This is a genomic window from Streptomyces sp. NBC_01077 (assembly GCF_045162855.1).
In the GTDB taxonomy this organism is placed as follows: domain Bacteria; phylum Actinomycetota; class Actinomycetes; order Streptomycetales; family Streptomycetaceae; genus Streptomyces.
Map to the genome: position 1 here is coordinate 1,971,558 of NZ_CP108669.1, position 12,533 is coordinate 1,984,090.

At 69.9% G+C, this 12,533-nt stretch carries 11 protein-coding genes; 6 read left to right on the forward strand and 5 right to left on the reverse strand.

The window, feature by feature from the left end; genetic code table 11:
* Genes OG462_RS08610 through OG462_RS08620 form a run of 3 tightly spaced genes read right to left on the reverse strand, consistent with a single transcriptional unit; the run spans position 1 to position 2,590 of the window.
* Positions 1 to 807: an MlaE family ABC transporter permease gene (locus OG462_RS08610; RefSeq protein WP_406056054.1), complete on the reverse strand. Its 807-nt coding sequence runs from the start codon at positions 805 to 807 to the stop codon at positions 1 to 3.
* 5 nt (positions 808 to 812) lie between these two features.
* Complete coding sequence (locus OG462_RS08615) at positions 813 to 1,577, reverse strand: ABC transporter permease (RefSeq protein WP_209493641.1); 765 nt, start codon at positions 1,575 to 1,577, stop codon at positions 813 to 815.
* Positions 1,574 to 2,590: an ABC transporter ATP-binding protein gene (locus tag OG462_RS08620; protein ID WP_406056056.1), complete on the reverse strand. Its 1,017-nt coding sequence runs from the start codon at positions 2,588 to 2,590 to the stop codon at positions 1,574 to 1,576. The genes OG462_RS08615 and OG462_RS08620 overlap by 4 nt, the downstream gene beginning before the upstream one ends.
* A gap of 620 nt (positions 2,591 to 3,210) precedes the next feature.
* Between OG462_RS08620 and OG462_RS08625 the strand changes: the two genes are divergently transcribed.
* The 5 genes from OG462_RS08625 to OG462_RS08645 all read left to right on the forward strand — a co-directional run bounded on the left by OG462_RS08625 (position 3,211) and on the right by OG462_RS08645 (position 9,157).
* Positions 3,211 to 3,846, forward strand: coding sequence for a hypothetical protein (locus tag OG462_RS08625; RefSeq protein WP_406056058.1), 636 nt, complete (start codon positions 3,211 to 3,213; stop codon positions 3,844 to 3,846).
* Positions 3,847 to 3,964: 118 nt separating this feature from the next.
* Complete coding sequence (locus OG462_RS08630; RefSeq protein WP_406056060.1) at positions 3,965 to 5,602, forward strand: DUF6801 domain-containing protein; 1,638 nt, start codon at positions 3,965 to 3,967, stop codon at positions 5,600 to 5,602.
* Between the two features lie 98 nt (positions 5,603 to 5,700).
* A complete protein-coding gene (locus tag OG462_RS08635) occupies positions 5,701 to 6,645 on the forward strand; it encodes a hypothetical protein (protein ID WP_406056062.1) in 945 nt (314 codons plus the stop codon).
* A gap of 216 nt (positions 6,646 to 6,861) precedes the next feature.
* The gene (locus OG462_RS08640) at positions 6,862 to 8,070 is read left to right on the forward strand and encodes a helix-turn-helix domain-containing protein (RefSeq protein ID WP_406056064.1); all 1,209 of its coding nucleotides are present in this window, start codon (positions 6,862 to 6,864) and stop codon (positions 8,068 to 8,070) included.
* A gap of 133 nt (positions 8,071 to 8,203) precedes the next feature.
* Positions 8,204 to 9,157 (forward strand): IS481 family transposase, encoded by a 954-nt coding sequence (locus OG462_RS08645; RefSeq protein WP_406055974.1) that lies wholly within the window; start codon positions 8,204 to 8,206, stop codon positions 9,155 to 9,157.
* On the opposite strand, the gene OG462_RS08650 is transcribed toward OG462_RS08645, so the two are convergent.
* Positions 9,154 to 10,527, reverse strand: coding sequence for a cytochrome P450 (locus tag OG462_RS08650; protein WP_406056066.1), 1,374 nt, complete (start codon positions 10,525 to 10,527; stop codon positions 9,154 to 9,156). The two genes, OG462_RS08645 and OG462_RS08650, sit on opposite strands and share 4 nt — an antisense overlap.
* Positions 10,528 to 10,669: 142 nt before the next feature.
* Here OG462_RS08650 and OG462_RS08655 point away from each other — a divergent pair, with 142 nt between their 5' ends.
* Positions 10,670 to 11,137, forward strand: a complete 468-nt coding sequence (locus OG462_RS08655; protein ID WP_406056068.1) for a VOC family protein — start codon at positions 10,670 to 10,672, stop codon at positions 11,135 to 11,137.
* 129 nt (positions 11,138 to 11,266) lie between these two features.
* Here the strand turns inward: OG462_RS08655 and OG462_RS08660 are convergent, their stop codons facing one another.
* Entirely contained in the window at positions 11,267 to 12,484 is a 1,218-nt protein-coding gene (locus OG462_RS08660) for an acyl-CoA dehydrogenase family protein (RefSeq protein WP_406056070.1), read from the reverse strand.
* Positions 12,485 to 12,533 lie beyond the last annotated feature (49 nt).

A 12,533-nucleotide genomic window follows, 5' to 3' on the forward strand; every position in this document is an offset into this window, starting at 1 on the left:
TCACCCCGCCACCTTCACGGTCGTGGTCGCGCCCCAGAGGGCCAGCGACAGGAAGAAGTCGGTGACGCTGATCAGCACGATGGCGTTGCGTACGGAGCGGCCGACCGCGATGCCGACGCCGGCGGGGCCGCCGGAGGCGCGGTAGCCGTAGTAGCAGTGGGCGATGATCACCATCACGCTGAAGATCAGCACTTTGAGCACCGACAGCAGGACGTCCGTCGGTGACAGGAAGAGATTGAAGTAGTGGTCGTACGTGCCCTGGGACTGGCCGTTGAACAGGACCGTCACATAGCGGGAGGCCAGATAGGAGGAGAGCAGGCCGATCGCGTACAGCGGGACGATGGCGACGACTCCCGCGATGATGCGGGTGGTGACCAGGTACGGCATGGAGCGGATGCCCATGCCTTCGAGGGCGTCGACCTCCTCGTTGATGCGCATGGCGCCGAGCTGGGCGGTGAATCCGGCGCCGACGGTCGCGGAGAGGGCGAGTCCCGCGACGAGCGGGGCGATCTCCCGGGTGTTGAAGTAGGCGGAGACGAAGCCGGTGAACGCCGCGGTGCCGATCTGATCGAGGGCTGCGTAGCCCTGGAGGCCGACGACGGTTCCGGTGAAGAGCGTCATCGCGATCATGACGCCGATGGTGCCGCCGATGACCCCGAGGCCGCCGGAGCCGAAGGCGACCTCGGCGAGCAGCCGTTGCACCTCCTTGAGGTAGCGGCGCAGCGTCCGCGGCACCCAGAGGAGGGCCCTGACGTAGAAGAGGAGCTGGTCACCGGACCGGTCGAGCCAGACGAACGGGGAGGCCATCGCCCTCAGCCTCCCTTCGGCGGGACGATCTGCAGGTAGATGCCCGTCAGCACCATGTTCACGAAGAACAGCAGCATGAAGGTGATGACGACGGACTGGTTGACGGCGTCGCCGACCCCTTTGGGTCCGCCGCGGGGGTTGAGGCCCCGGTAGGCGGCGACGATGCCGGCGATGAACCCGAAGATCAGGGCCTTCAGTTCGCTGATGTAGAGGTCGGGCAGCTGGGCGAGGGCGGAGAAGCTGGAGAGGTAGGCGCCGGGGGTGCCGCCCTGGAGGATGATGTTGAAGAAGTAGCCGCCCAGGGTGCCGACGACGGAGACCATCCCGTTGAGCAGTACGGCGACCGCCATGGTGGCGAGGACGCGCGGGACGACCAGACGCTGTACGGGCGAGACGCCCATGACCTCCATCGCGTCGAGTTCCTCCCGGATCTTGCGGGAGCCGAGGTCGGCGCAGATGGCGGAGCCGCCGGCGCCGGCGATCAGGAGGGCGACGATGAGCGGGCTGGCCTGTTGGATGACGGCGAGGACGCTGGCACCGCCGGTGAACGACTGGGCCCCCAACTGCTGGGTGAGCGAGCCGACCTGGAGGGCGATCACGGCGCCGAACGGGATGGAGACGAGCGCGGCGGGCAGGATGGTGACGCTCGCGACGAACCAGAACTGCTCGACGAACTCCCGGAACTGGAAGGGCCGCCGGAAGACGGCCCGGCTCACCTCGGCGGCGAGGGCGAAGAGTCGGCCGGTCTGCCGCAGCGCACCGGTGATCACGAGCCGCTCCCGGTGATCCGCTGCCGCTGGGGCAGGGTGTACGCCGCTTCGTTCTGCGCGTAGGTGTCGCTGATGGCGGCGCGGGCTGCGGGCGGCAGCCGGTCGAGCATGCCGAGGACGCGCTCCCGCCGCCGTGCCACCGCCGCGCGGGGCGGCAGGCCGGGCGACGGCTCCAGCTGCGGGACGATGACGCGGGGCGCCGTCCGGTGGTTCGCGGGGTTGTCCAGCTCGGCGGCGAGCAGAGCCGCGTCCTTCTCCTCGGACATGCCGATGGGGCCTTCGCGGCGGCCGGCGAGGAACTGGGTCACGACCGGTTCGTCGCTGGTGAGGAGTACCTCGCGGGGGCCGAAGGTGACGAGGCTGCGCCGGAAGAACATCCCCATGTTGTCGGGGACGGTGGCGGCGATGTCCAGGTTGTGGGTGACGATCAGCATCGTCGCGTCGATCCGCGCGTTGAGGTCGATCAGCAGCTGGGACAGGTAGGCGGTGCGGACGGGGTCGAGCCCGGAGTCCGGTTCGTCGCACAGGACGATCTGCGGGTCGAGCACCAGTGCACGGGCCAGTCCGGCGCGTTTGCGCATGCCGCCGCTGATCTCGCCCGGCAGTTTCCCCTCCGCGCCCAGCAGGCCGACGAGTTCGATCCGCTCCATCACGATCCGCCGGATCTCGGACTCCCGCTTGCGGGTGTGCTCGCGCAGCGGGAACGCGATGTTGTCGAAGAGGGTCATGGAGCCGAAGAGGGCGCCGTCCTGGAACATGAGGCCGAAGAGTTTCCGGGTCTCGTAGATGTCCCGTTCGGGGCTGCTGACCATGTCGACCCCATTGATGAGGACGCGGCCCTGCTGGGGTTTCAGCAGCCCGATGAGCGATTTGAGGAAGACCGTCTTCCCGGTGCCGGAAGGGCCGAGCATCACGCTCACCTCTCCGGCCGGCAATGTCAGGGTCACGTCCTGCCAGATATTCTGCTTGCCAAAGGACATGGTCAGACCCTCAACGACTACTTCGATTCCCATCCCACCTCCAGCAAGCGTGCGTCGGGTGTGCGCCGCGGGCGCACGTTAAGTCGGATCGGATCATTCGGACAAGGGGCTTGGCGCAGAATCCTTGATCCGCTCCCGACTTTGTCACCACGGAGACAAAGTCGGGAAGGACTTTTGTCTCCGCCGAGACAGAGTGGCCCGCCGACCTGCGACTGAGCCACCGCCCCGGGAACGTTACGGCCGAGTAACCTCCCCGGGCAATACCGGATTCCGAGTTTTCTCCAGGCCCCGCCGGACGGCGCGACAGTTATCAGGCGGGAGATAGTTTCCAGGCGGAACCTGTCACCGGCGAGAGCAATTCCGCACCCCATCGGGCCACCGGTGAGCAGTTCACGCGATATCCCCTCACACCCCCGGGTGATCGATCATAATTGTCGACATTGCGCACCCTGGAACCAAGGGTATTCAAGCCACCGCTCACCCTCCTGACAGGCAATGAGACCTCTTCAAAGAATCATGGACTGCGCCATTGTTCAGCTAAGTTTCCCGCAAGTAACGTCAGGTTTCGCGGCCGAGAAATACCGGGCCGTCGGCCGCTCCCCCACCGCGGTCGCACCCTCTGCTGGTCAATCCCCAAGGAGAGTCCCAGACCCATGAAGAAGCAGATGAGAAACTTCGCCGTCGTCGCAGGGGCGGCCACCGCCGCGTTCGCCCTCGCCACGGGCCCGGCCTCGGCGGTGCCTTCGACGGTCTGGACCGTCAGCCCCTCGCCGGCCAGCTTCACCGCGACCAACACCGGGAACGTCGTCCTGAGCGTCAACGGCATCGCCATGACGTGTACCAAGTCGAACGGCTCGGGCACGATGGCCAGCGCCACCGGAAACCCTGCGACCGTCGCCTCCATCAGCGCCATCGCCTTCGGCGCCACCGGCGCGCCCTGCACCAGCGTGCTGGGCAACGTGACCACCGTCGCGACCACCCCCTGGACCGTGGTGGCGCAGGACTACACCGCCGCGACCGGCGTCACCAAGGGCTACGTCGGCAACGTCGACGCCAAGGTGACCGTCGGCGCCTGCGTCTTCCGCGTGACGGGCAAGGCCTCCGGCACGTACACCAACTCGACCGGCAAGCTGGCCGTCGCCAGCACCTCCGGTGAGCTCACCGTCGTCTCGTCGACGAACTGCGGCTCGGCCGTCCCGGTCGGCGCCAAGCCGCTCTTCACCGGTGCCTACCTCGTCAAGCAGACGGGCACCACGACCATCCCGACGATCGTCGGCTCCAACCCGTAGGACGCAGGAACCCGCGTCCGCCCGGCCGGCGCCCCCGGCCGGGCGGACGCGGGCTGTCCGCGCCCCTGACAGCTGACCCCCTCGCGCTCGCGCGCGTACAACCCGAGCGGAGCACCAGATGAGAGGCCAGCGAGCCGAATTGCGGCCCTCCCGCGCCCACGCGCGCGGTGCGGCGATCGCCGCACTCGTGGCACTCGCCCCCCTTCTCCCCGCCGCGGCCGTGGCCCTGGGCTCGCACGAGGTCGACACCGCACTGCCCTATCTCTGCACCCTGCCGTCGGGCCAACAGCCCGCGACGGTACGGATCAGGGCCACCGTCCCCGACCGTGCGGCCGTCGGCGAAGCGCTCCGGCCGACCGATGTCAGCACGACGGTGGAGCTGCCCGCCGCGGCCGTGGCCGACCTCACCGCCCTCAAGGCCGCCACCGTACGGGGGGAGACGCTGCTCACCGTCGGCGCGAGCCAGGACGGCCGGCGTACGGACGTCACATGGCGCGGCACGACGCAGCCCGCCGCGGTGCCCGCCGAAGGACCGCTCGCGCTCACGTCGACCGGTGACGTACCGGCCCTGACGACGGACACCCCCGGCGAACTGACCCTCACCGCCGAGAACTTCGCCGTCGACCTCGCCCTGAGCGCGGCCGACGGCACGGCCACCACGCCCGCGTCCCTCTCCGTCACCTGTGTCCCCGGCCAGGACCCGGAGGGCCGCACGGTGCTCGCCACGGTCCCGGTCGGCCCGGGCACCTCCACCGGAGAACCGAGCCCGTCCGCCCCACCGTCGACCGCGCCGTCCTCTCCTTCCCCCTCCTCGCCCTCCCCTTCGTCCGCCTCCTCGCAGCCGGCACCGCCGACCGGGCGGGAGACCACGGGCGGGACGGGCGGGGCGCCGAAGGACCCGGCGGATTCCGGACGCGAGGCGGAGAAGGGCCCGAAGGCGGTCGCCGAGAACGAGCCCGGCGCCCCTGCGGACCGGCGGGCGGCACCGCCGTGCATCACCGAGAAACCGACCTCCACGTCGCTGGCCGCGTACATCACCGGCTACTCCAACGTCCGGAAGCTGAACGGGGCCTCGCTCATCCCGGTGTCCTGCGTCCAGATCGAGCAGGGCGAACCCGTGATCGACTTCCGGCCGGACGGCACCGTGCACCTGCTCCAGAAGTCGGTCGGCTCCCTCTCCTACCAGGGGCGCAAGCAGTCCCCGCCGTTCACGTCCACGTTCCTGACGTTCGGCTTCGCGCCGACCACGGCGACCCTGGTCCTGGAACAGGCGGGCCCCATGACCGTCGAGTCGGACGTCCTCCTCGTCTTCCCGGACAACATCGCGGAGACCTACATCCGCGTCCCCCTCGTCCTGCGCGTCCTCGACGTCGAGGTCAACGGCACCCGGCTGGACGTCGGCCCCTCGTGCCGCACGGTGAAGCCGCTCACCTCACCCGAGCCCGATCCCGCCAAGTACCCCGGTGACCACCTGGTGCTCCTGGGCAAGGGGCAGCTCCTCAACGGCACCGACGCCACCGGCTACGTCCTCACCAGCGGCGGCCCGCTCACCGGCGAGGTGACCGTCCCCGCCTTCAAGGGCTGCGGTGCCGGCGGCGAGAACCTCGACCGGCTCCTCACCGCGTCCATCTCCGGCCCCGGCAACTACATCAAGCAGATCCAGGGCCAGACCTGCGCGGTCGGCGTCGAGGTGCCCACCGAGGGTCAGTGCACCGAAGACCGTCAGCCGTACGTGGTCCCCAAGCCCGAGCGCTGAGCCGGCGCAGCCCGGTCCGCCCACGGGTCCCCCCGCTTCCCCTCTCCTCACCGCTCACCCCTCGCCCTCGACCCACCCCTCAACGGAAGGCACCCACCATGCCGCTCGTCTCCTCCCGCACGCGCCTCGCCACGCTCTCCGCCCTCACGGCGCTCGGCGCCTTCGCCTCCATCGGGACGGCGACGGCGAGCGACCCGCAGCTGAACGGCGGCTGGGGGCCCTCCACCCGCTGCCCCGTCGACGCCGGGGCGATGCTCGCCTCGGACGGCCTCGACACCTCGCCGCAGTGCGTCGTCTCCTACTCCGCCGGCGGCTCGATCAAGCTGGGCAAGACGACCGTGACGACCGGGCGGACCAACCTCCAGATCGGCGTCGTCCAGAACCCCGACGGCACCAGCACGGTGGCCGCCCCCGCCGGCGGCGCGCTCATCGCCGACTCCGCCACGGTCCCCGGCGGTCTGCTCGGTCTGATGTGTCCGAGCGACATCCCGTTCATCACCGACATCTGCCGGCAGCTGACCGACGCCAAGCTCAACAAGATCACCGCCACCGTGGAGTCGGTCGGCACCCCCTCGGACTTCGACCAGATCGCGGGCGTCCTCACCGACCGGCCGATCGTGTCCCTCCCGGTCCGCATCCACCTGGAGAACCCGTTCCTGGGCAGCAACTGCTACATCGGGACGAAGGCCAACCCGATCATTCTGCGCCCGAGCAACCTCACGTCGCCCGACTTCGGCGTCGAGCGCTTCAACGGCGACGGCTCCCCGAACGAGGAGGGCGACATGAGCCGCCTCAACATGCTCGGCTCGACCCAGGTCGACAAGACCTTCGCCGTCCCGGGTGCCAGCGGCTGCGGCCTGGGGTGGTTCGGCGTGATCGACGCCGCGGTCAACCTCAAGACGGGGCTGCCCTCCGCCGCCGGGAAGAACAGCCTCACCCTCGACAACACCCAGTCCCACCTGACCGGGCTCTTCGCACCCGGCCTCGCCGCCCCCGACGCCGGCAGGACGCTGTCCCGCAACTGGCACTCCGCCGTCAAGTAACAGCCATTCAGGGGTGATTCCCGGTCGACTCCATCGGCCCACGCCCCTCCTGGGCGTCAACTCTTGCTCAACGCGTGTACACCGCACGGCAGTTGACTTAGCTTCAGCAGTCCACGTTGGTACGCACCTGACGACCGCGGCGGCGCCCGCCATTCCAGGCCGGGCACCGCACCGTCGCTCCCCCACCGGTCGCGTAGGAGAGCAAGGGATCGGTTCATGCCCGCAATCGCACAGTCGCCGGACATCGGTGAGCCGCTCGACCCGCTCCCCAGGGAGTTCGCCGCCCTGATGAGGCCGGAGATCCCCGGCCTCATCAAGGAGATCGGCATGGAGGTCCAGCGGGCCTACCCCGTGTACGCCCATCTCTTCAACGGGCCCCACTCGGACGCGATCCGCCAGGGTGTGGAACAGGCGCTGGCCGCCTTCGTGGAACGGGTCGCCGACCCGGCGACCAACGCGCCCCTCAGGGACGAACTGCTGCGCAAGTTCGGCCGGGTGGAGGCCTACGAGGGACGCGATCTCGACACGTTACTCGGCGCCTACCGCCTCGGCGCGCGCGTCGCACTGCGCCGGGCCAAGATCATCGGACGTACGTACAACCTCTCCCCCACCCTGATCCTTGCCTTCGCCGACGCCCTCTTCGCCTACGTCGACGAACTGGAAGCGCTTTCCCGCGAGGGTTACGTCATGGCGCAGGCCCGCGCGGTGTCCGACGTGGCCGCGCTGCGAAGACAGTTACTCCACCTGGTCGTCGCCGGCCCGCCCCTGCCCAGGGCCACGATCGCCGAGCTGTGCCAGGAGGCCTCCTGGCAGCTCCCCGCCGAATGCACCCTGGTCGCCCTCCGCCCGCCGGTCGCCGAACTCGTCCAGGCGGGGCTCGACCGGGACGTCCTCGCCGACCTCAGCCTTCCCCAGCCGTATCTCCTCATCCCCGGTCCCCTCACCGCCGAGCGCCTCGGGATGCTGGGCTCCGCCCTGGCCGGCACCCCCGCCGTCGTCGGTCTGACCGTGCCGTCGGCGCAGGCCGCCCACTCCATCCGCTGGGCCCGGCGCGTCCTCCAGCTCATCGACGACGACGTCGTGGCGGACGCTCCCCTCGTCCACTGCGAGGAGCACCTGACAACGTTGTGGCTGTTGTCCGATCCGGCCCTCGTGGCCCAGCTGGCCAGGCGTGAACTGGCCCCGCTCGACGAGCTGTCCGGCACCCGGCGCGACCGGCTGATCGAGACCCTTCGCGTCCACATCTCCACGCGGGCACCCGCCGAACAGGTCGGCGAGCTCCTCGGCGTACACGCCCAGACGGTCCGCTACCGCCTGCGGAACCTGGACAACCACTTCGGCGACCGGCTTCTCGATCCCGACCACCGCTTCGCCCTCGAAGCGGCTCTGCGCTCGCTCCACCTCGGCGGGAAGCGGACGGACTGAGCCGCACACGTCCGCCGGACACCCCCTAGGTGTATTGATCACGAGCGTTGTTGACAGTCGCAGGTCTTGATCATGGCGAAGACCTCCGGTGTGGTGGAGGTGTCTAGGCTCCACACCGCACACGGAGGTCTTCGTGTCCCACCGTAATGCCCGGCTGACCGTTCACGGCAGGCGGATCCTGGTCGAACGCGTCCTGGCAGGACGGCCGGTTGCTCATGTGGCGGCCGAGATGGGCATATCGAGGCCCACCGCCCACAAGTGGATTCGCCGCTGGCGGATGGAAGGCGACGCGGGCCTGGTCGACCGCTCCAGCAGGCCGCAGCACACACCGCATCGCACCCCCCAGGCCGTCGAGGCCCGCGTCTGCGATCTCCGCCGCACCCGCAAGCTCGGCCCCGCCAGGATCGGCCCGGTCCTGGGCCTGCCCACCTCGACCGTCCACCGGATCCTGACCCGCCACGGGCTCAATCGGCTGGCCTGGCTGGACCGGCCGACCGGCACGGTGATCCGCCGCTATGAGCGCGACCGGCCCGGCGAGCTGATCCACGTGGACGTCAAGAAACTCGGCCGGATCCCCGACGGCGGCGGCCACAAAACCAACGGCCGCGAGGCCGGCAGGCCAATCCGCGGCATGGGCTTCGACTACGTCCACTCCGCTGTCGACGACCACTCCCGCCTGGCCTACAGCGAGATCCACCCCGACGAGAAGGTCGCGACCTGCGCGAGCTTCCTCACCCGCGCGGCCGCGTTCTTCCACACCCACGGCATCGACCGGATCGAACGGGTCCTGACCGACAACGCCTGGGCCTACCGCAAGGGCCTGGCCTGGAAGACCGTCCTCGCCGACCTCGGCGCAACCGGCAAACTCACCCGGGCCTACCGGCCGCAGACCAACGGCAAGGTCGAACGCTTCAACCGCACCCTGCTCGATGAGTGGGCCTATCTGCGGCCCTACACCTCGAACAACGAGCGGACCGAAGCCCTGGCAGACTTCCTCCACACCTACAACCATCACCGCTGCCACACAGCACTCGACGGCAAGCCACCCATCAGCCGCGTCAACAACGCTGCGGGTCAATACACCTAGGGAGTCCTGGGGGTGAGGCGGCAGCGGGCCGGGCCGGCGGCCTGGAGGGTGATCGCGGGGGCGACGGGCACCACGGTGTCGACGGCCTCGAAGTCGTACCGCTGGAGCATCATCGCCAGGGCGATCACCGACTCCAGCATCGAGAAGTGCTGGCCTATGCACGCGCGCGGGCCACCGCCGAAGGGGAACCAGGCGTAGCGGGGGCGGGCTGCCTCCCCCTCGGGCGTGAAGCGGTCGGGGTCGAAGCGCTCCGCGTCCTCCCAGTAGTCCGGGTGCCGGTGGGTGACCCAGGGGGCGACGATGACGTCCGCGCCGGCCGGAATGGTGACGCCGCCGACCTGGGTGGCGGCGACGGCGCGGCGCCCGATGACCGGGGCGGCCGGGAAGAGCCGCATGGCCTCCTTGAGGACCTGGGTGACGTACGGCAGCGCGTCGAGGTCGGCGGCGCCGGGGGTGCGGCCGGCGAGGACCCGGTCGACCTCCTCGTGGGCCCGCTTCCGCTCCTCCGGATGGAGGGCGAGGAGGTGGAGGGCGAAGCCGAGGGAGGTGGCGGTGGTCTCGTGCCCTGCGAGGAGGAAGACGAGGACCTGCTCGCGCAGTTCGGTCGCGTCGAAGCGGCCGTCCTCGGCGCTCTCCGCCTCGACGAGGAGGGTGAGCAGGTCCTGGCCGTCGCCGGGGGCCCGGCCGGAACTGCGCCGCTCGGCGATGATGCGGTCGCAGACCTCGTACAGCGCCTGGTGGACGGTGGCGGCGCGGCGGTTGCCGGGGGTGGGCCAGGCACGGGGGACGTTGAGCGGGGAGTAGCCGCGGCGCAGGACGTAGGCACCGACGTCGGGGAAGTTGTTCTCGACGATCTCGACGGCCGCGTCGACGTCCGTGCCGAAGAGGATGCGGGCGACGGCGCGCAGGGCGAGGCGGGCCATGTCCTGGAGGACGTCGACGGGTTCGGCGCCGCCGTCGCGCCACTCGTCGGTGAGGGTGGTGACCTCGGTGGCGATGGCGGCTGCGTAGCTGTCGACGCGGCGGCGCGTGAAGAGGGGCTGGACGAGCCGGCGCTGGCGGAGGTAGTCCTCGTCCTGGCTGGTGAGCAGTCCGTTGCCGAAGGACTCGCGGATCTCCTGGTAGAAGGCGTTGTCCTTGCGGAAGTTGGCCGATTCCCCGGCGAGGACCTGCTGGGCTCCTTCGGCGGAGAAGACGCCGTAGACGGTGGCGCGGATCCCGGGCGGTCCCGCGGTGATCCGTACGACGTCGCCGTGCTCACTCCGGGCGCGGAGGAAGGTGCCCAGGGAGTCGTTCTTGAGGTCGAACATGGAGCCGAGCAGCGGAAGTCCCGCGAGTTCGGGCGCTTCGGTGCCGGTGGTGGTGGCCATGAACGGTTCCCCTCGATCGTCGCCTGACGGGTGATTGTCCCGCAGGGCGTGACTCACGGGTAGGGATGCCCGAACAGCCGACCGATTCTGGCCTGTTGGCTCGAATCGGCCGACTGTCAGTGGTGTCTGCGAGGCTCGTCGCATGGAACGCCCTGAGATGACCCTGCAACTGACCATCGACTGCGCGGACCCGCAGCGCCTGGTGCCGTTCTGGCTGGAGGCCCTGCGGTACGTCCCCGATCCGCCGCCCGAGGGCCACGCCACCTGGCGGGCGTACTGGGAGGCGATCGGCGTCCCCGAGGACGAACTGGGCGACGACGCCGGGGAGCTCCCGGAATCCATCGTGGACCCGAAGGGCGTGGGTCCCCGGATCTGGTTCCAGCGCGTCCCGGAACCGAAGACCGTCAAGAACCGCGTCCACCTGGACCTCAAGGTGGGCGGCGGCCGCGGGGTCCCGCTCGCCCTGCGCCGCGAGCGCGTGGACGGCGAGGTGGCCAGACTCACGGCGATCGGCGCGACGATCCTGTACACGATGGACGAGCCGAACGGCATGGACTACTACGCGGTGGTCCTCCAGGACCCCGAGGGCAACGAGTTCTGCCTCGTCTGACCAGGCCCGAAGAGAGCGGCGCATGTCCACACTTCCACCCGCGGTGGAGGCGTTCCGCCGTGACTCCGGGGGCGGGCCCGAGGGGCGGACCCGCCACCGGAGAGGCGGCGGGGTTTCCCGTCGTCGGCGCTACTTCGCGAGCGCCCGGCTGATCACCATGCGCTGGATCTCGCTCGTGCCCTCGAAGATCGTGTAGATCGCCGCGTCGCGGTGCATGCGCTCCACCGGGTACTCGCGGGTGTAGCCGTTGCCGCCGAGGATCTGGATGGCCTGACCCGTGACCTGCTTGGCGACCTCGCTCGCGTACAGCTTGGACATGGAGCCCTCGGCCGCCGTGAAGGGCTTGCCCGCCGTCGCCATCCAGGAGGCGCGCCAGACGAGGAGGCGGGCCGCGTCGATCTGGGTGGCCATGTCGGCGAGCTGGAAGGCGACGCCCTGGTTCTCGATGATCGGGCGGCCGAACTGGACGCGGGTCTTCGCGTAGTCGAGGGCGACCTCGTACGCGGCGCGGGCCGTGCCGACGGCCATGGCGCCGACCGCCGGGCGGGAGGCCTCGAAGGTGGCCATGGCGGCGTTCTTCACGCGCTCACCGCCGCCCGCCTTGGCCTTCTCGCGGGCGCGGGCCAGACGCTCGTCCAGCTTCTCCTTGCCGCCGAGGAGGCAGTGGCCGGGGATCCGGACGTCCTCCAGGACGACCTCGGCGGTGTGGGAGGCGCGGATGCCGTGCTTCTGGAACTTCTGGCCCTGGGAGAGGCCGGGGGTGTTCGGCGGCACGATGAAGGACGCGTGGCCCTTGGAGCCGAGCTCGGGGTCGACGACCGCGACGACGACGTGGACGTTGGCGATGCCGCCGTTGGTCGCCCAGGTCTTGGTGCCGTTGAGCACCCACTCGTCGGTGGCCTGGTCGTACACCGCACGGGTACGCATCGAGGCGACGTCCGAGCCCGCGTCGGGCTCGGACGAGCAGAACGCGGCGACCTTGACGTCGTTCGCGTCGCCGTACATCTGCGGGACCCAGGTGCCGATCTGCTCCTCGGTGCCGTTGGCGAGGACGCCGACGGCGGCGAGGCCCGTGCCGACGATGGAGAGCGCGATGCCGGCGTCGCCCCAGAAGAGCTCCTCCATCGCCATGGGGATGCCGAGGCCCGTCGGGTCGAAGAACTGCTGGGCATAGAAATCGAGCGAATAGATGCCGATCTTGGCCGCTTCCTGGATGATCGGCCAGGGAGTCTCCTCACGCTCGTCCCATTCGGCGGCCGCGGGGCGCATCACATCGGCGGCGAAGCCGTGGAGCCAGTCGCGGACCTGCTTCTGGTCATCGTTGAGTTCGAGCGTGAACTCGCCCATTTTCCCTCCCAGCTGTACGTTACTTGCGGTAACACCAGTCTGTTACCGA